Origin of the sequence: Pseudomonas sp. EA_35y_Pfl2_R111, from assembly GCF_963970955.1 — a bacterium.
In the GTDB taxonomy this organism is placed as follows: Bacteria; Pseudomonadota; Gammaproteobacteria; order Pseudomonadales; family Pseudomonadaceae; genus Aquipseudomonas.
This window is the reverse complement of the sequence record NZ_CAXAOM010000002.1, coordinates 818449-835169: the sequence shown is the minus strand read 5'-3', so window position 1 is coordinate 835169 and position 16721 is coordinate 818449. Positions and strand designations below refer to the sequence as shown.

At 60.4% G+C, this 16721-nt stretch carries 21 protein-coding genes; 15 read left to right on the top strand and 6 right to left on the bottom strand.

The features are described from left to right. The first annotated feature begins 4 nt into the window (after positions 1-4). The 5 genes from motD (at position 5) to AACY25_RS12495 (ending at position 3622) form a co-directional block, all read left to right on the top strand. On the top strand, positions 5-874 hold the full coding sequence (gene motD, locus AACY25_RS12515) for a flagellar motor protein MotD (RefSeq protein ID WP_339524866.1): 870 nt from the start codon (positions 5-7) through the stop codon (positions 872-874). A gap of 51 nt (positions 875-925) precedes the next feature. After that, positions 926-1714: a ParA family protein gene (locus AACY25_RS12510; protein ID WP_339524864.1), complete on the top strand. Its 789-nt coding sequence runs from the start codon at positions 926-928 to the stop codon at positions 1712-1714. A gap of 87 nt (positions 1715-1801) precedes the next feature. Next, positions 1802-2629 carry a CheW domain-containing protein gene (locus AACY25_RS12505; protein ID WP_339524862.1) on the top strand — a complete coding sequence of 276 codons (828 nt, stop codon included), beginning with the start codon at positions 1802-1804 and terminating at the stop codon, positions 2627-2629. A 105-nt stretch (positions 2630-2734) separates the two neighbouring features. Then, positions 2735-3214: a chemotaxis protein CheW gene (locus tag AACY25_RS12500; protein ID WP_090252131.1), complete on the top strand. Its 480-nt coding sequence runs from the start codon at positions 2735-2737 to the stop codon at positions 3212-3214. 3 nt (positions 3215-3217) lie between these two features. Further along, entirely contained in the window at positions 3218-3622 is a 405-nt protein-coding gene (locus tag AACY25_RS12495; RefSeq protein ID WP_339524861.1) for a DUF2802 domain-containing protein, read from the top strand. 23 nt (positions 3623-3645) lie between these two features. On the opposite strand, the gene AACY25_RS12490 is transcribed toward AACY25_RS12495, so the two are convergent. Continuing rightward, on the bottom strand, positions 3646-3972 hold the full coding sequence (locus AACY25_RS12490; protein WP_339412089.1) for an EscU/YscU/HrcU family type III secretion system export apparatus switch protein: 327 nt from the start codon (positions 3970-3972) through the stop codon (positions 3646-3648). Further along, complete coding sequence (gene fliK / locus AACY25_RS12485; protein WP_339524859.1) at positions 3969-5513, bottom strand: flagellar hook-length control protein FliK; 1545 nt, start codon at positions 5511-5513, stop codon at positions 3969-3971. The genes AACY25_RS12490 and fliK overlap by 4 nt, the downstream gene beginning before the upstream one ends. A gap of 308 nt (positions 5514-5821) precedes the next feature. Between fliK and ccmA the strand changes: the two genes are divergently transcribed. The 10 genes from ccmA to AACY25_RS12435 all read left to right on the top strand — a co-directional run bounded on the left by ccmA (position 5822) and on the right by AACY25_RS12435 (position 13119). Then, on the top strand, positions 5822-6457 hold the full coding sequence (gene ccmA, locus AACY25_RS12480; RefSeq protein ID WP_339524857.1) for a cytochrome c biogenesis heme-transporting ATPase CcmA: 636 nt from the start codon (positions 5822-5824) through the stop codon (positions 6455-6457). Then, positions 6454-7125 carry a heme exporter protein CcmB gene (ccmB, locus tag AACY25_RS12475; protein WP_108490504.1) on the top strand — a complete coding sequence of 224 codons (672 nt, stop codon included), beginning with the start codon at positions 6454-6456 and terminating at the stop codon, positions 7123-7125. The genes ccmA and ccmB overlap by 4 nt, the downstream gene beginning before the upstream one ends. 73 nt (positions 7126-7198) lie before the next feature. Further along, a complete protein-coding gene (locus AACY25_RS12470) occupies positions 7199-7957 on the top strand; it encodes a heme ABC transporter permease (protein ID WP_339525014.1) in 759 nt (252 codons plus the stop codon). Beyond that, positions 7954-8130, top strand: a complete 177-nt coding sequence (gene ccmD, locus AACY25_RS12465; protein ID WP_339412084.1) for a heme exporter protein CcmD — start codon at positions 7954-7956, stop codon at positions 8128-8130. The genes AACY25_RS12470 and ccmD overlap by 4 nt, the downstream gene beginning before the upstream one ends. Beyond that, positions 8127-8615: a cytochrome c maturation protein CcmE gene (gene ccmE / locus AACY25_RS12460; RefSeq protein ID WP_339412083.1), complete on the top strand. Its 489-nt coding sequence runs from the start codon at positions 8127-8129 to the stop codon at positions 8613-8615. Before ccmD ends, ccmE begins: the two co-directional genes overlap by 4 nt. Continuing rightward, positions 8612-10585 (top strand): heme lyase CcmF/NrfE family subunit, encoded by a 1974-nt coding sequence (locus tag AACY25_RS12455; protein WP_339524855.1) that lies wholly within the window; start codon positions 8612-8614, stop codon positions 10583-10585. The genes ccmE and AACY25_RS12455 overlap by 4 nt, the downstream gene beginning before the upstream one ends. After that, a complete protein-coding gene (locus AACY25_RS12450) occupies positions 10582-11118 on the top strand; it encodes a DsbE family thiol:disulfide interchange protein (RefSeq protein ID WP_339412079.1) in 537 nt (178 codons plus the stop codon). The genes AACY25_RS12455 and AACY25_RS12450 overlap by 4 nt, the downstream gene beginning before the upstream one ends. Continuing rightward, positions 11115-11594 (top strand): cytochrome c-type biogenesis protein, encoded by a 480-nt coding sequence (locus AACY25_RS12445; protein ID WP_339412077.1) that lies wholly within the window; start codon positions 11115-11117, stop codon positions 11592-11594. Before AACY25_RS12450 ends, AACY25_RS12445 begins: the two co-directional genes overlap by 4 nt. Continuing rightward, entirely contained in the window at positions 11594-12796 is a 1203-nt protein-coding gene (gene ccmI / locus AACY25_RS12440; protein ID WP_339412075.1) for a c-type cytochrome biogenesis protein CcmI, read from the top strand. The genes AACY25_RS12445 and ccmI overlap by 1 nt, the downstream gene beginning before the upstream one ends. Further along, on the top strand, positions 12793-13119 hold the full coding sequence (locus tag AACY25_RS12435; RefSeq protein WP_339412073.1) for a hypothetical protein: 327 nt from the start codon (positions 12793-12795) through the stop codon (positions 13117-13119). Before ccmI ends, AACY25_RS12435 begins: the two co-directional genes overlap by 4 nt. 251 nt (positions 13120-13370) lie before the next feature. On the opposite strand, the gene AACY25_RS12430 is transcribed toward AACY25_RS12435, so the two are convergent. The 4 genes from AACY25_RS12430 to AACY25_RS12415 form a co-directional block, all read right to left on the bottom strand. Beyond that, positions 13371-13814 carry a MerR family DNA-binding protein gene (locus tag AACY25_RS12430; protein ID WP_339412071.1) on the bottom strand — a complete coding sequence of 148 codons (444 nt, stop codon included), beginning with the start codon at positions 13812-13814 and terminating at the stop codon, positions 13371-13373. A 71-nt stretch (positions 13815-13885) separates the two neighbouring features. After that, the gene (locus tag AACY25_RS12425; RefSeq protein ID WP_445261870.1) at positions 13886-14638 is read right to left on the bottom strand and encodes an MlaA family lipoprotein; all 753 of its coding nucleotides are present in this window, start codon (positions 14636-14638) and stop codon (positions 13886-13888) included. 16 nt (positions 14639-14654) lie between these two features. Then, positions 14655-15953, bottom strand: coding sequence for a serine/threonine protein kinase (locus AACY25_RS12420; protein WP_339412069.1), 1299 nt, complete (start codon positions 15951-15953; stop codon positions 14655-14657). A gap of 136 nt (positions 15954-16089) precedes the next feature. After that, a complete protein-coding gene (locus tag AACY25_RS12415) occupies positions 16090-16662 on the bottom strand; it encodes a hypothetical protein (protein WP_339524853.1) in 573 nt (190 codons plus the stop codon). Positions 16663-16721: the final 59 nt, after the last annotated feature.

The following is a 16721-nucleotide window of genomic DNA, read 5'->3' as shown; positions in this document are numbered from 1 at the left end:
GACTATGGCCCGCAGGCGTCACCACGAAGAACATGAAAACCACGAACGTTGGCTGGTCTCCTATGCCGACTTCATTACCCTGCTGTTCGCATTTTTTGTGGTCATGTATTCGATTTCTTCGCTCAATGAAGGCAAGTACAAGATTCTTTCCGACAGCCTGACCGGGGTGTTCAACCAGCCTGACCGGGCGATCAAACCGATACCGGTGGGGGAAGAGCGGCCGCGTACTACTGAGCCGGATCGTTCGCTGGTGGATGAGGAGAGCGCGCAGTCATCTGCCGATGATCTACAGAGCATCGCCAGTAGTGTGCGTGAGGCATTCGGTGATCTGATCCAATCCGAGCAGCTCAAGGTCAGTGGCAATGAGCTGTGGATCGAGATTGAACTCAGCTCCAGCCTGCTGTTCACCAGCGGCGATGCTATTCCCAACAATGCGGCTTTCGACATTATCGAGAAAGTAGCCAAAATACTGGCGCCCTACGAGAACCCTGTTCATGTGGAAGGCTTTACCGACAACCTGCCGATTCAAACAGCCCAGTTTCCGACCAACTGGGAACTCTCTACTGCACGGGCTGCCAGTATCGTACGTATGCTGACAATGGATGGAGTTAACCCTAGTCGTCTGGCGGCAGTGGGTTATGGTGAGTTTCAGCCTGTAGCTGATAACAGCACGGCAGAAGGGCGTGGACGTAATCGTCGAGTGGTATTGGTGATTTCGCGCAATCTAGATGTGCGTCGTAGCGTGAGTGGTGTAGGCAGTGCCAATGCCAAACCCGATGCGGCCTTGCAACGGGCTGGCACGCAACCTGCACCAGCCCCGGCAGCGCCGGCCCCGCAAGCGGGTGCCGTCAAACCCCCGTCGCCGGCCCCATAAGGGAGGCCCCGTTCTCGGTCAGGCTGCAGCTGTACCGGGAGGATGATAACGATGAGAGTCTGGGCAGTAGCCAATCAAAAAGGTGGAGTCGGCAAGACCACCACATCCATCGCTCTGGCAGGCCTGTTGGCTGATGCCGGTAAGCGTGTGGTGATCGTCGATCTCGATCCCCATGGGTCGATGACCAGCTATTTCGGGCACGACCCGGACAGCCTGGAGCACAGCAGCTTCGACCTGTTTCAACATAAGGGCAGCGTTCCGCGTGGCTTGCCGCAGCAATTGCTGTTGCCCACCAGTGATGAGCGTATTTCCCTGCTGCCGTCGAGCACTGCGCTGGCGACGCTGGAACGCCAGTCGCCTGGGCAAAGCGGGCTGGGCTTGGTGATCGCCAAGAGCCTGGCGCAGCTCTGGCAGGATTTCGACCATGCGGTGATCGACAGCCCGCCCTTACTCGGCGTGCTGATGGTCAACGCCCTAGCTGCCAGCCAGCAATTGGTGATTCCCGTACAGACCGAGTTTCTGGCCGTCAAAGGTCTGGAGCGGATGGTCAATACCCTGGCGATGATCAACCGTTCGCGTCAGCAGGCATTGCCATACACCATCGTGCCGACCCTGTTTGACCGGCGTACCCAGGCGTCTATAGGCACGCTACGGGTGCTGCGCAACAGTTATCCGGAGCACTTATGGCCGGCGTACATTCCGGTGGATACGCGCTTGCGTGATGCCAGCCGGGCCGGGCTTACGCCGTCCAAGTTTGACAACAATAGCCGTGGTGTAATCGCCTATCGGGCGTTACTCAAGCATCTGTTGTCACAGCAGATTGCCGCACAGGTCGCTTGAGATGAACGGCTATGCTGAAGATATAAGCTCAAGTCTGTCGCTAGCGCGGCCGATAGTCTGTACAGATCGTTATTGTGGGTTGTATTCATGAGTCGTCCCCTAGCCACCGCTACACGTCCACAGCTGGCCTTGCAGTCCTATCTGGACGGCTTGCTGCAGGATGCTGCGAGTGATTTGGCGTTGACCGAAAGCATCACCCTCGATGAATTCGAGGCTGCTGTGCTGGAGGAGCAGGTGCGCGATGCTCGCGCTATGCCGCAGGTGCAAGCCGTGACGGCTAAGCCTGTAGTTGAACTGGCGCCGCGGCCGTTGGTGCTGCCCACCATCGAGATGCCCGCGCCGCAAATTGAAGTTCGGGTCGAGCCGCCGCAAGAGGTGATTGAGGCTGTGCAGCCTGTGCCACAGATGCTGGTGGTGCCAGAGCCACTGCTGCAGGGCCGGCCTGAATGGGCTCAGGAACCTTTCGAATGCCTGTTGTTCGATGTTGCCGGTTTGACCCTGGCGGTTCCGCTGGTTTGCTTGGGCTCGATTTATCCCCTGGAAGGTCAGGAGCTTACGCCGTTATTTGGCCAGCCAGACTGGTTTCTCGGCATACTGCCATGCCAGGCCGGCAATCTGAAGGTGCTGGATACTGCGCGCTGGGTGATGCCGGATCGTTACCGCGATGACTTTCGCGACGGTCTGCAGTATGTGATTTCTGTTCAGGGCTACGAGTGGGGACTGGCGGTGCATCAGGTCAGTCGCTCGATTCGTCTAGATCCCAACGAGGTCAAATGGCGCAGCCAGCGTACGCAGCGCCCGTGGCTGGCGGGTACGGTTATCGAACATATGTGCGCCCTGCTGGATGTCGCATCCCTGGCGGAGTTGATTGCCAGTGGTGCGGCCAAGCGTATGGCGGCTAACCGGGTTCATTGAATAACGCAGTGCTGTGCGATGTGCGCAGCTTTGCATCTATAGTAATCACAGCGGGGTATACACCCGCGATTGCCGCCGCGAGCGGTTCATGACGAGGCTAGGGACATGAAGAAAAGTTCTGCACAAGGTTCTGATGATCCGATTCTGCAGTGGGTAACGTTCCGCCTGGACAACGAGACCTATGGCATCAATGTGATGCAGGTTCAGGAAGTCTTGCGCTATACCGAGATTGCCCCTGTGCCGGGTGCTCCGAGCTATGTGCTAGGCATCATCAACCTGCGCGGCAACGTGGTCACAGTCATCGACACACGTCAGCGTTTTGGCTTGGACTCCACTGAGGTGACCGATAACACCCGTATCGTGATTATCGAGGCTGACAAGCAAGTGGTTGGCATCTTGGTCGATAGCGTGGCCGAAGTAGTTTATCTGCGCCAATCGGAAGTGGAGACCGCGCCGAACGTTGGTAACGATGAGTCGGCTAAGTTTATTCAGGGCGTGTGCAACAAGAACGGCGAGCTGCTGATTCTGGTTGAGCTGGACAAGATGATGAGCGAAGAAGAGTGGTCCGATCTGGAGAGCATCTAAGCCATGCTCGACGCGTTGCTGATCGCGCTGGCCCTGACTTGCTTGGGGCTGGTAGGCGCTTGCGTCTGGCTGACCCGGCAGCTGCGCGACGCCGTAAAGCAGCAAGGCGAGCATGATGCAGTGCGTGACCGGCGGCTCAAGGAGCTTGGCAGGCGTCTGGATGCCTACTTGACCGGCAGTGTGCAGATGGGCGAGGAGTTGCACGAATTACGTCGGGTTGTCGCGCCGTTACCCGACAAACTCAATCAAATCGAGCAGCGTGACCCCAGTAGCCTGTCGTTTACCCAGGCTGCGCGTCTGGCGGGCATGGGCGCCAGTGTGGATGATCTGACCCAGTCCTGCGGCCTGAGCAAGGCTGAGGCGGAGTTGGTTAGCAAGATGCAGCAGGCCAAATTGCAGCGCTCCTGATTTTCCCAATTCTCAAACAATATTCAATGTGCCGGCCCTTCTAGTAGGCGCAGCGGCGGCGTGATATCGCTGTCGCGCTCACTGCCGGCCGGCGCTTTACCTTTCAGGTACCAGGCAAAGGCGATGATTTCCGCGATACAGCGATACAGCTGTTCGGGAATCGCGTCACCCAGCTCCAGGCGCGCCAACAGGCGCACCAGTTCGGCATTTTCGTAGATCGGCACTTCATATTCGCGGGCAATAGCCAGAATAGCCTCGGCCAGCTCGTCGTCACCCTTGGCGCTGAGTACCGGCGCATTCTGGCCGTCGTAAGTGAGTGCAATGGCCTGGCGTGGCGGGGTCTTCTTCATGCGGTTTCATCCACCCAGCGTTGTTCCAGGGTCGTGCGTGGCCCGCGTGGCGGCGTGCCCTGATTGCAGGCCAGCTCGCCAACCTGCACGCCAGCGGCATTCAGGCGCTGGCGCAGGTTGTCTAGTTCGGCATCGATCAGGCTGACAGTGCTGCCGAGTTCTGCCCAGATTTGGCTGGACAGACGGCCATGGGCCAGTTGCGCCTGGACTTGCAAGGGGCCCAGCGGCTCTAAATCGAATGCCAGCTCGACTTTCCACAGGGTCTCCTTCTTCTCGGATTTGCCTTGCTGACTGTTTTCCTCGCGCTGGATTTTTACCTGCAAAGGCACCAGTTCCTGCTGGTTGCGCATGGGCAGTTCCAGTTGCCAAGTAGTGAGCAGGTTGCCATCCGGGCCGACCTGGCTTTGCGCCAGGCTGGAGAGTTGGTGGGTTTGTAGGCGCGAGATGGCCGCCGCAGCAAGTTTCAATAGCGCTTCAAGGTCGGCTTCACCCTCCATGTTCTGAAGCAGGCGCGAGGGCAGGGGGAAGCTTAGCGCTTGCTGGCGACTGGTGGCCTTGCCTAGGCTGCCGAGTAGATCGCGAGCCAGTGCCGGCATCGCCTGGGCCATGGCTGAACTGGCGTTAGCGGTCGCCAGCGGAGTGCCTGCCGGAAGGTTTGGTAGCAGTTGGGTAATCAGGCGCAACAGGTTGGCTTTCAGGTCGGTTGGTAGCGCTTGGCCCTGGCCGCCGAGCAATTTGCTTTCTAACAGGATGCCGCTGTTTTCCAATGCCATCGCCAGACCTTTCGGGGTGCTTAATTGCGTGGCATCGGGCAGTGCCCCGAAGAGTTTGTCGATGCTGGTGCGTAGGCCTTCACTCATCTCGGCATTGCCGCGCAGCCCTTGCAGGGCAGTGAATAGACCCTCCAGTGAACCCTGACGATTACTTTGATTACCGATTTGCTGGCTCAGCGCGAGCTGATCGAGGCGACCGCTCAGCGGCAGAAAGTTCAAGGACTGGTTACCCTGTACCTGGGCGCTGAGCAGGCTGCCCAGAGGGAGTGCCAACGGCGTTTCCAAAGACAGTTTGCTACCAGCCAATGGCGTGTTGAGCAGGCTGACCAGCACCTTGTAGACCACTTGCTGCGAGCGGGCCTGTAGCAGTTGCTCGCGGGCCACCACCTTGCCTTGCAACAGGGTGCCAACCGGTAGCTGATCAAGGTCCAGGCTGGTCAGGGGCTTGTCGCCGCCCATTAGCACGGACAGGGCCAGGCGGGTTTCTGATAGGGCGGTTACGGCCAGGGAGGTGCCTTGGGCAAGTGGGCGCGGGCTATTGGCTTCCAGGGTGGTCTGGCTGCCGTTGTTCAGGGTCAGTTTCAGCAGCACCTGAAAGCTTTGCGCCACTTCCTTGAGGGCAATAACTTCGGCCTTGGCGGTTTCACCGCTGGCCAGCAGGCCTTGCATGGGCTGCAGCAATTTCACCGCCAGGTCAGCCGCTATGGCGTTGGGGCGAGTGCTGGGGGGCGTTGGCGCAATAGGCCGTGGACTGCTGATTTCGCTCATTGGCGGGTTACACCCTGTCGAAAATGCCCACTGCGGGAGGCGAGGTCGGGCATGTATAATCGCGCCCCGTCTGAGTAGGGTGCTTACAAAATACTGCGCTCGGCCATGCTGCGTTGAAGTCCGCCTCAAACTGCTCATGTACTACTCGTACACTCCGCTTTTTCGGCTGACTTCGTCTTGCCTGGCCATCGCTCGCTACTTTTGTAAGCACCCTCTGTGCTCGCAGCGCATTCCACTTGCGTCAGTATAGCGGCCAAGACTCTGCCGACTTGAGCAGCTTTTGCCACCCATCTTAAGGTACCGATGCCTTGACCAGTCCTCTTCTCGAAGCCATAGCGCTCGCCTGTGAGCGCGACTGGCGCATGCTTTTTGAGCGTCTGGAGCTGCGTCTGGTTCCCGGTGAGATGCTGCAGGTGGCCGGTCCCAACGGCAGCGGCAAGACCAGCCTGCTGCGGTTGCTGGCCGGGCTGATGCAGCCGACCTCCGGTGAGATTCGCCTGAATGGCCGTCCGCTGGCGGAGCAGCGGGCTGAGCTAGCGCGCAATCTGTTGTGGATCGGCCATGCCGCCGGCATCAAGGGCTTGCTCACTGCCGAGGAGAACCTCACCTGGCTCTGCGCCCTGCATCAGCCAGCCGAGCGTGAGGCCATCTGGCAGGCGCTGGCGGCGGTGGGGCTGCGTGGTTTTGAGGATGTGCCCTGTCACGCGCTTTCCGCTGGACAGCAGCGGCGTGTGGCGTTGGCGCGTTTGTACCTGCCTGGGCCGCCACTCTGGATACTGGATGAGCCGTTTACCGCGTTGGACAAGGCGGCGGTGGCGCAGCTGGAGAGTCATTTGGCCGCGCACTGTGAGCAGGGCGGCCTGGTGGTACTGACCACACACCATGAGTTGATCGTCAAACCGGCCGGTTACCGCGAGCTTGACCTAGGGCAACGCACATCATGAGCAATGTTTTTACTCTGCTGCTGGCCCGTGAAGCGCGCCTGTTGTTTCGCCGCCCGGCCGAACTGGCCAACCCCCTGGTGTTCTTCGCCATTGTGATTGCGCTGTTCCCGTTGGCGGTGGGACCGCAGACGCAGTTGTTACAAAGCCTTTCGCCGGGGCTGGTGTGGGTAGCGGCGCTATTGGCCGTGCTGCTCTCGCTGGACGGGCTGTTTCGCAGTGATTTCGAGGATGGCTCCCTGGAGCAGTGGGTCCTTTCGCCGCACCCCCTGGCTCTTCTGGTTCTGGCCAAGGTGCTGGCACACTGGCTGTTCTCCGGGCTGGCGCTGGTGCTGCTGGCGCCGCTGCTGGCGTTGATGCTCGGTTTGCCGGGGCGTTGCCTGCCAGTATTGCTGATCTCCCTGCTGCTCGGTACCCCGGTGCTGAGCCTGCTGGGCGCGGTCGGCGCAGCGCTGACCGTGGGCCTCAAGCGTGGTGGTCTGCTGCTCGCGCTGCTGATTTTGCCGTTGTACATCCCGGTGTTGATTCTCGGCAGCGGTGCGTTACAAGCCAGCCTGCAAGGATTGCCGGCGGTCGGCCACCTGCTGTGGTTGGCCAGCCTCACCGCATTGGCGGTGACCTTGACACCTTTTGCCATCGCCGCTGGTCTGACGATCAGTGTCGCTGAGTAGACAATAAGCCTGAATGGCCGGTTGATCCGGGTGCCTGCCTGCGCCCTGATCAGCCCTAGCACTGATGAGTAACCTGATGAACTGGACGTGGTTTCACAAGCTCGGCTCGCCTAAATGGTTTTATGAAATCAGCAGCCGCTGGCTCCCCTGGTTGGCTCTGGCCGCTGCCGTGTTGCTGGTGGTTGGCCTGGTCTGGGGTTTGGCCTTTGCGCCGCCGGATTACCAGCAGGGCAACAGCTTTCGCATTATCTATATCCATGTGCCGGCGGCGTTTCTCGCTCAGTCGATTTACGTGATGCTGGCGGTGGCAGGCACGGTTGGTCTGGTGTGGAAGATGAAACTGGCTGATGTTGCCCTGCAACAGGCCGCGCCCATTGGTGCCTGGATGACCGTGATCGCCCTGGTGACCGGCGCGGTGTGGGGCAAGCCGACCTGGGGCACTTACTGGGTCTGGGACGCGCGCCTGACCTCGATGCTGATTCTGCTGTTCCTGTATTTCGGCGTGATCGCCCTGGGCAACGCCATCACCAACCGTGACAGCGCGGCTAAAGCCTGCGCGGTGCTGGCCATCGTCGGGGTGGTGAATATCCCGATCATCAAATACTCGGTGGAGTGGTGGAATACCCTGCACCAGCCCGCCACCTTCAGCGTGGTGGAGAAACCGGCCATGCCGTTTGAGATGTGGATGCCGCTGCTGATCATGGTGCTGGGCTTCTACTGCTTCTTTGGCGCCGTGCTGCTGCTGCGCATGCGTCTGGAGGTGCTCAAGCGTGAGGCGCGTAGCAGTTGGGCCAAAGCTGAGGTCAAGGCGCTGGTGGAGAAGGGCCTATGAGTTTTGCCAGCTTTAGCGAATTTATCGCCATGGGTACCCACGGGCCTTATGTCTGGTCCTGTTATGCCATCAGCCTGGCTGTGCTGGGGCTGAATGTGGCGCTACCAATCCTGGCGCGTCGCCGTTATCTGCAAGACGAGGCGCGTCGTTTGCGCCGGGAGGAGTCGAAGTGAACCCCGTGCGTAAAAAACGCCTGTATATCGTCCTGGCCATCATTGCCGGTGTCGGCATCGCCGTGGCCCTGGCCCTCAGTGCGTTGCAGCAGAATATCAACCTGTTTTACACCCCGACCCAGATCGCCAATGGCGAAGCCCCGCAAGATACCCGTATCCGCGCCGGTGGCCTGGTTGAAGAGGGCTCGGTAAAGCGCTCCAGCGATTCGCTGGACACCGATTTCGTTGTCACCGACGGTGCCAAGAACGTAACCATCCGCTTTACCGGCATCCTTCCGGATCTGTTTCGCGAAGGGCAGGGCATCGTTGCCATGGGCAAGCTCGACGCTAACGGCGTGTTGATCGCCGACGAAGTGCTGGCCAAACACGATGAGAACTATATGCCGCCGGAAGTCATGCAGGCCCTGGAACAGAGCGGCATGAAACAGCAGCACGACGCAGCCAAAGCAGCCAAGCAGGCGTCCCCATCGGAGTACGCGCAATGATTCCCGAGCTCGGCCATCTGGCAATGATTCTGGCGCTGTGCATGGCGCTGGTGCAGGCGACCCTGCCGCTGATCGGCGCCTGGCGTGGTGACCGTCAGTGGATGAGCCTAGCGCAGCCAGCTGCCTGGGGGCAGTTCAGCTTTATGCTGTTTGCCTTTATCTGCCTGACCTACGCCTTTATGGTCGACGACTTCACCGTCGCCTACGTGGCCAACAACTCCAACAGTGCATTGCCCTGGTACTACAAGTTCAGCGCCGTGTGGGGCGCCCACGAGGGGTCGCTGCTGCTCTGGGGGCTGATTCTCGCCGGCTGGACCTTTGCCGTATCGATCTTCTCGCGCCAGTTGCCGGAAGAGATGCTCGCCCGCGTGCTGGCGGTGATGGGCATTATCAGCATCGGCTTTCTGCTGTTTCTGATCATCACCTCCAACCCGTTCGAGCGCCTGCTGTTCGACACCCCGGCAAACGGTCGTGACCTCAACCCGCTGCTGCAGGACTTCGGTCTGATCATCCACCCGCCGATGCTCTATATGGGCTATGTCGGCTTCTCCGTGGCCTTCGCCTTCGCCATTGCCGCCTTGCTCGGCGGCAAGCTGGACGCCGCCTGGGCGCGCTGGTCGCGGCCCTGGACCATCGTTGCCTGGGCCTTCCTCGGCATCGGTATCGCGTTGGGCTCCTGGTGGGCCTACTACGAACTCGGCTGGGGCGGCTGGTGGTTCTGGGACCCGGTGGAAAACGCCTCCTTTATGCCCTGGCTGGTCGGCACCGCGCTGATCCACTCCCTGGCCGTGACGGAAAAACGCGGCGTGTTCAAGAGCTGGACCGTGCTGCTGGCGATTGCTGCGTTCTCCCTCAGCTTGCTGGGGACCTTCCTGGTGCGCTCCGGCGTGCTGACCTCGGTGCATGCCTTTGCCAGCGACCCTGAGCGCGGCGTGTTTATCCTGGCCTTCCTGCTGTTGGTGGTGGGCAGCTCCTTGGCGCTGTTCGCCGTGCGTGCGCCGGTGGTCAAGAGTCAGGTCGGCTTTGCCCTTTGGTCGCGGGAAACTCTACTGCTGGTGAATAACCTGATTCTGGTGGTGGCCGCGGCGATGATTCTGCTCGGCACCCTCTACCCGCTGGTGCTGGATGCCATGACAGGAGCCAAGCTGTCGGTCGGCCCGCCGTACTTCAACGCCCTGTTCGTACCGTTGATGGGCCTGCTGATGGCGATGATTGCGGTCGGCGTGCTGGTGCGCTGGAAAGACACGCCGCTGCAGTGGCTGCTGAGCATGCTCACGCCGGTGCTGATTGGCAGCGTGGTGCTGGCAGTGATCGCCACCTTCCTGGTCGGCGACTTCAACTGGGCGGTGCTTGGCGTGTGCCTGCTGGCCGCTTGGGTGGTGTTGGCCGGGCTGCGCGACATTATTGAGAAAACCCGCCACAAGGGTTTTTTCCGCGGTTTGCCAAGCTTGACTCGCAGTTACTGGGGCATGCAGACAGCGCACCTGGGCATGGCCGTATGTGCCCTGGGCGTGGTGCTGACCAGCATGGGCAGCTTCGAGCGCGATATGCGCATGGCGCCGGGCGAATCCGTGGAAATTGGCGGCTATCAGTTTATTTTCGAAGGTGCCGAGCACTTCGAGGGGCCGAACTTCACCTCCGACAAAGGCACTGTGCGCATCCTCGAAGACGGCAAGCAGATTGCCGTGCTGCACCCGGAGAAGCGTCTGTATACCGTGCAGCAGTCGGTGATGACCGAAGCCGGCATCGACGCGGGGATCACCCGCGACCTGTTCGTCGCCCTGGGTGAGCCGCTGGAAAACGGCGCCTGGGCGGTACGCGTGCATATCAAGCCATTCGTTCGCTGGATCTGGTTCGGCGCGCTGTTGATGGGCTTTGGCGGCTTCCTCGCTGCCAGCGACAAGCGCTACCGCATGAAGGTACGCACCCGCGTACGTGATGCGCTGGGCATGGCGGGGGTGCAGGCATGAAGCGTTTACTGCTGCTGTTACCGCTGGTGCTGTTTCTCGGCGTGGCGGTGTTTCTCTACCGCGGTTTGTTCCTCGATCCCACCGAACTACCATCGGCGCTGATCGGCAAGCCGTTCCCGGCGTTCTCCCTGCCAGCGGTGCAGGATGGCAAAACGCTGAGTGAGGCCGATCTCAAGGGCAAGCCGGCGCTGGTCAACGTTTGGGCGACCTGGTGCGTGGCCTGCCGTGTGGAACACCCGGTGCTGAACAAGCTGGCCAAGCTGGGCGTGACCATTCATGGGGTCAACTACAAGGACGACAACGCCGCCGCGCAGAAGTGGCTGGTGGAGTTCCATGATCCCTATCAACTGAACGTCAACGATGCGCGTGGCACCCTGGGCTTGGACCTGGGCGTGTACGGTGCGCCAGAGACCTTCCTGATCGACAAGGACGGCATCATCCGCCACAAGTTCGTCGGAGTGATTGATGAGCGCATCTGGCGTGAACAGCTTGCGCCGCTCTACCAAGAGCTAGTCGATGAGGTGCAGCCATGAAGCGTCTGCTAAGCGCCGCTGTATTGGGCCTGGCGTTGTTGGGCACCGCCCAGGCCGCTATCGACACCTACGAATTTGCCACTGAGGCCGAGCGCGAGCGTTACCGCAATCTGGTGGAAGAGCTGCGCTGCCCCAAGTGCCAGAATCAGAACATCGCCGACTCCGATGCGCCGATAGCCATGGACCTGCGTGCGCAGATCTTCCGCATGCTGGAGGAGGGCCAGAGCAATGAGCAGATCATCGACTATCTGGTCAGCCGCTATGGCGATTTCGTCCTCTACAAGCCGCCGGTAACCGCGCGCACGTTGCTGCTGTGGTATGGCCCGGCTGGTTTGCTGGTCGGTGGTTTCGTCCTGCTCGGGGTCATCCTGGTGCGTCGTCGTAGCAAGCCGGGCGCCGCCGGTGGCCTGTCTGCTGATGAACAGCAGCGTCTGGCTGCTCTGCTTAATCAAACGCCTGTGGATAAGAAAGACTGATGATTGAATTCTGGTTATGCGCCGGCCTGCTGTTGCTCACGGCCCTGGCGTTTCTGCTGATCCCGGTGCTGCGTGCGCGCAAGGTGCAGGCCGAAGAAGACCGTACTGCCCTTAACGTGACCCTGTATCAGGAGCGTTTGCTGGATCTACAAGGCCAGCACGACGCAGGTGCGCTGAATGCAGAGCAGCTGGCCAATGGTCGTGATGAGGCAGCCCGCGAGTTGCTCGCCGACACCGAAGGCGCGCAGGCGCAGCCGGCCCAGCGCTCTCTGGGCGGTAAAATTCCGCTGGTTGCCGCGCTGCTGATGCCGCTGCTGGGGTATGGCCTGTACCAGCACTGGGGCGCCATCGATGACGTCGAGCGTGCACAAACCTTTGCCGCGCAGCCAAAGTCCATCGAGGAAATGACTGCACGCCTGGAAGCTGCGGTGCAGAGCGATCCCAAGTCCGCCGAAAGCTGGTACTTCCTTGGCCGTACCTATATGGCTCAGGAACGTGCCGCTGACGCTGCCGTGGCGTTCGAGCGCGCCGTCGATGTGGCTGGGCGTGCGCCGGAGCTGCTCGGGCAGTGGGCGCAGGCGCTGTATTTTGCCGGCGACAAGCAATGGACTGAGCAGCTGCAAGCGCTCACCGATGAAGCGCTGAAGGCCGATCCGGCAGAAGTCACCAGTCTCGGTCTGCTCGGTATTGCCGCGTATGAAGCCGGGCAGTTTCAGCAGGCGATTGATCGCTGGCAGCAGCTGGTCGCGGTACTACCGGCTGAAGACCCTTCACGTTTGGCGATTCAGGGTGGGATTGATCGCGCCCGTGAGCAGCTTGGCGCGCCTGCCGTCGATGCCGCACCGGCGGCTAGCCAAGGCCTGAAAGTGCGCGTCGCTCTGGCTGCCGAGCTGCAAGCCAAGGTACAGCCGGGTGACGCGGTATTTATCTTCGCTCGCGCCGTCTCCGGGCCGCCGATGCCACTGGCGGTCAAGCGCCTGAGCGTGGCTGACCTGCCGGCTGAAGTCAGTCTGTCGGACAGCGATGCGATGATGCCGCAGTTGAAGATTTCCGGCTTCGAGCAGGTGCAGCTGGTCGCCCGTATCTCGCGCAATGGCAATGCCACTGCAGGTGAATGGATTGGCAGCAGTCAGCCGTTGGCCAGCAAGACCACGGAGCTGCAGCAGCTGTTGATCGACAGCGCTGACAGCAAAGCACCATGAGGCTGTTTTTGCGTGGTGCGGTGTTAGTCGGCCTGCTGGGGCTCGGTGCTTGCGTACAGTCACCGGTTGCAACAGCACCGGTGACAAACCCTAGCGGCAGTAGCAATCACCCACGGTTTGCGCCGCCACCGGGAGTGGACAGTCAATGGGATTCTGGGCTCGGGGTTTATGTGGTCGGTGGGGCGTCTCATCTGTACTACCGGGAACGCACCTATTACCGCTGGAATTCCGGCTGGAGCTGGGCCAGTAACCCGCAGGGCCCCTGGTTGCCAACCGACAGCAGCGGTGTGCCACCGGGCCTGCATCGCCGCTATGCCCAGTAACTAGGGTTACGATCTGCTGCGCGTCGACCCTGCTGCGTTAAAAACAAGCTCGGTAAGCCGCTTGCGGATAACGCGCTTCAGCGCGGCCCGAAGGGCGAGTGCAACGAGTAATGCTCATGTACAAAAGTACACTCCGCTTGATTCGCTGCGCTCACCCTACGGGCCAGCCGTTGGCTGTTACTTCGCTGCGCTCGTTTCTCGCTTGTTTTTGCCTTGCAGGACTCTAGCTCGCGAGATCTCAGACAGCTTGGTTAGTGTGCGGGGCAGGGCGTTGCGGGGCGGCGCTCGATATCTGGTTCGAAATCTTCGATCAAACGACAGATGGCCTGGCCATCGGGGGCGCATTCGCCCTTGTTGGCCCAGTCGTCGAAAGCGTTCTGCATCACCTGCGCCAGGCGCTGACATTCCTCGATATGCGCCTGCAAGGCCGCCAGGCGTTCGCTGAGCAGGTCGCGCACCTCGGCGCAGGGCGCCTGGCCGTTATCGGCGCTGGCGAGGATCTGTTGCGTGTCTTTCAGGCTAAAACCCAAGCGGCGTGCGCGAGCGATAAAGCGCAGGCGTTGCAGGTCTGAGCTGGAGTATTCCTGGTAGCCGTTATCCGGGTTGCGCGTGGGCCGAAGCAGGCCAAGGTCGGTGTAGTGACGCACCGTCTCACTGCTGACAGCGGCGGCTTTGGCCAGTTGGGCGACACGCATAGTCACTCTCCATTAATAAGGGCCGCGCCAGGTTAAAGCCTGGGGGCGGCCCTTGGGTCAAGCTCGCAGGTTTATTCGGCGATCTGCAGCTTGCGTGCCTCATGGTAGAAGAAGCGAATTTTCTCGTACTCGAACGGCGAGTTGAGCTGGCCGTAGCGGAAGTTCACCGTGGAGCGCTGGTCGACCACTTCCAGCAGGATGATTTCCGGATGGCTGGCGCTGGTTTCGGCGACATTCAGCCAGTTGACCTGGCTTTTGACCGTAAAGTCCGCCACCAGGCCGCCGGTATCGCGCAGGTTCGATGGTCCCAGCAACGGCAGAATCAGGTAGGGCCCGGCTGGTGTGCCGTAATAACCCAGGGTCTGGCCGAAGTCTTCCTTCTGCTTGGGCAGGCCCATGCGGGTCGCCGGGTCCCAAAGACCGGCGACACCCAGGGTGGTATTGAGCAGTAGACGCCCGGTGGTCTGCATGGCGCGCTTGCCCTTGAGCTGCAGCGCACTGTTAATCAGGTTGGGCACATCACCCAGGTTGCTGAAGAAGTTGCTGACGCCTGTCTGCACCAAGGTTGGGGTGATATAGCGGTAGCCATCGACAATCGGCAGGAATACCCACTCATCGAAGCGGTAGTTGAAGTGATAGACGCGCCGGTTCCACGACTCCAGCGGGTCATAGACTTGCAGTGCGCTGAGGGTCGAACGCTCGAACTCACGCTGATCCAGCCCCGGATTGAATTGCAGGTGTTGTAACGGCTGCGTGAAGCCATCGTCATCAACAGCGTGTTGGGCGTACGACAGGCTGCTGCCGAGCAACAGGGTGAAGAGCACTGCGAGGGAAATGGGCTTAGCCACGGAAGAACTCCAGCATGGCGTCGCTGTTGACGCGATAGTTGAGGTTGCCGCAATGGCCACCCAGCGGATAAAGGGTCAGGCGTTCACCCAGGGTGCGGCGCAGAAAACCCAGGTCACCAGGGCCGAGGATCACATCATCGGCGTTGTGCATGACGGCAATCTTGCTGCTGCTTTTCAGGTAATCAGCTACGCCATACAGGCTGACCTGGTCGATCAACTGCGCCACGCTGCCGCCATCTGTACGCGCGCGCCACATGGGAATCAATTGCTCGGTCAGGTAGCAGTCGAAATCGCACTGCAGGGCGCGGCGGAAAAATGGAGTAAGGCTGGTGCCTTCGCTGATCGGGTATTCGATCGGGGTGATCAAGCCGCGGCGGTTGATCAGGTCTGAGGTAAAAGCGATATCGGCAGAGGAGAAGCGAAACGCCGCGCCAATCAGCATGGCCATCTGTTCGTCGCTGAGCTGCTCCCCCGAGTTCTGAAAGTCATAGAGCAGGGCATCGTTGATATCGACGTAACCCTTTTCCTGGAAGTAACGTGTCAGCTTGCCCAACACCAGTTCATAGAAGGTGGTGCTGTTGTCGATACCTTCGACTTTGGTTTGCACCATGCGGTCGAGGTTGGTGATCGAGGTGTAGAGGTTTACCGGCGGGTTGAGCAGCAACACGCGCTTGAAGTTGAAGCTGCGTCGGGTTTCATCCAGCTCGCTGACAAAGGCGGCCTGCAGCGCGCCGAGGCTGTAGCCGGTGAGGTGGTATTCGCTGACTTTCAGGCGCGGATGCTGTGCACGCACGGCTTGCATGGCGCGGTACAGGTCGTCGGCGTCTTCGCGGGTGATGCCGGGTGTGGCAAAGCGCGAGGCCGAAGTCATGAAGTCATAGCTGGTCGGCGACGACAGTTGCACCACGTGATAGCCGGCGCCGTAGAACAATCTCTTCAGGTATTCCGGGGTGCTGCTGGCGTAATGCGCGCCAGTGCCGGCGATGATAAAGATCAGCGGCGCTTCGCCGGACTGCTTGGCCATGCGGTAGCGCATCTGGGTGACCGGCCAGAAGTTGTCCGGCAGCTCGAACTCGCGCTCCGGACGCAGTTTGATCTGGTAGTCGTCCTGGCTGATGTCGGCGTCGACCGGAAGCTCCGGGCGCAACTCCGGCGGGGTGGTCGCCAGGGTGGCTTCGAAGGGGTTACTAATGGGATAGCCATAACTGCTGGCATCGATATCGGCAGCGCTGACGGGGGCCATCAGGGCCAAGCAACTGAGAAGGGCAAGCAGACGAGGGACATGCGACATGGCTAAATCTCTTGAGAGCTAGGGCTGATGCAGTTGGTCAGGAATGGTTCGATTTGACCACATAAGTCAGGTTACGTGCCGTTTAGTTATAAATTGGCAGTTTTTCAAGCGTAAGTGCCATTTAGACATTCGCTTGTCAGGGCACTACAGCAAGTTGCTCAACCCAGATCAGCTCGCAGGCACCGTCGCCTGTGTCCTCTCGGCTGAGTGAGCTGACCCAGCGATAGCCATCATCGCCATCGATGCGAACCAGTTGTCCGCTTAGGCGAATCTGCTGGCCCGCTTTGAGTTGGGTCAGCGTGTTGGCCACTTCTGGGTTGGCCGGTATCAGGTGCATATTGGCGCTGTTGATCTCAATCTGCCGGCGCTCGATTGGCAGTTGTTCTGACCGCCAGAAGTACCAGCGGTTGCGCTGACTAATACTGATATGGCGCAGCACCTCAGGGTCGGCCATTGGCCCCCAGCCAAGCGCCAGATCAGTCGGCGAAAGCTTGGCACCACGGTCGAAGTAGTAGTCTTCACGGCCCAGAATGCGCGCCTCCAACTGGAAACTCTCCAGCGTGCTGACCGTGTGCTCCGCCACGCGCCAGCTACTGCCGGACAGTGGTGTCGTGGGCGAATGGCCGCTGGGTGTAGGCAATAGCATGACCCACAGCATCCAGAGGCCGAGCAGGCTGGCGGTGATCAGTATCAGGCGACGTATCAGCATGGCTGGATTCTAGCCGCAGAGACTGCAAGCGGCGATCTCGGGGTGTTATCCGTGGCGCG

Bases quoted from the DNA above. Each gene is read 5' to 3' on its own strand.
- AACY25_RS12495 (WP_339524861.1), top strand. From the start codon at position 3,218: ATGCTCGACGCGTTGCTGATCGCGCTGGCCCTGACTTGCTTGGGGCTG.
- AACY25_RS12435 (WP_339412073.1), top strand. From the start codon at position 12,793: ATGAGGCTGTTTTTGCGTGGTGCGGTGTTAGTCGGCCTGCTGGGGCTC.
- ccmI (WP_339412075.1), top strand. From the start codon at position 11,594: ATGATTGAATTCTGGTTATGCGCCGGCCTGCTGTTGCTCACGGCCCTG.
- AACY25_RS12450 (WP_339412079.1), top strand. From the start codon at position 10,582: ATGAAGCGTTTACTGCTGCTGTTACCGCTGGTGCTGTTTCTCGGCGTG.
- AACY25_RS12455 (WP_339524855.1), top strand. From the start codon at position 8,612: ATGATTCCCGAGCTCGGCCATCTGGCAATGATTCTGGCGCTGTGCATG.
- AACY25_RS12500 (WP_090252131.1), top strand. From the start codon at position 2,735: ATGAAGAAAAGTTCTGCACAAGGTTCTGATGATCCGATTCTGCAGTGG.
- ccmD (WP_339412084.1), top strand. From the start codon at position 7,954: ATGAGTTTTGCCAGCTTTAGCGAATTTATCGCCATGGGTACCCACGGG.
- AACY25_RS12505 (WP_339524862.1), top strand. From the start codon at position 1,802: ATGAGTCGTCCCCTAGCCACCGCTACACGTCCACAGCTGGCCTTGCAG.
- AACY25_RS12430 (WP_339412071.1), bottom strand. From the start codon at position 13,814: ATGCGTGTCGCCCAACTGGCCAAAGCCGCCGCTGTCAGCAGTGAGACG.
- ccmB (WP_108490504.1), top strand. From the start codon at position 6,454: ATGAGCAATGTTTTTACTCTGCTGCTGGCCCGTGAAGCGCGCCTGTTG.
- AACY25_RS12420 (WP_339412069.1), bottom strand. From the start codon at position 15,953: ATGTCGCATGTCCCTCGTCTGCTTGCCCTTCTCAGTTGCTTGGCCCTG.
- AACY25_RS12490 (WP_339412089.1), bottom strand. From the start codon at position 3,972: ATGAAGAAGACCCCGCCACGCCAGGCCATTGCACTCACTTACGACGGC.
- motD (WP_339524866.1), top strand. From the start codon at position 5: ATGGCCCGCAGGCGTCACCACGAAGAACATGAAAACCACGAACGTTGG.
- AACY25_RS12445 (WP_339412077.1), top strand. From the start codon at position 11,115: ATGAAGCGTCTGCTAAGCGCCGCTGTATTGGGCCTGGCGTTGTTGGGC.
- fliK (WP_339524859.1), bottom strand. From the start codon at position 5,513: ATGAGCGAAATCAGCAGTCCACGGCCTATTGCGCCAACGCCCCCCAGC.
- AACY25_RS12415 (WP_339524853.1), bottom strand. From the start codon at position 16,662: ATGCTGATACGTCGCCTGATACTGATCACCGCCAGCCTGCTCGGCCTC.
- AACY25_RS12510 (WP_339524864.1), top strand. From the start codon at position 926: ATGAGAGTCTGGGCAGTAGCCAATCAAAAAGGTGGAGTCGGCAAGACC.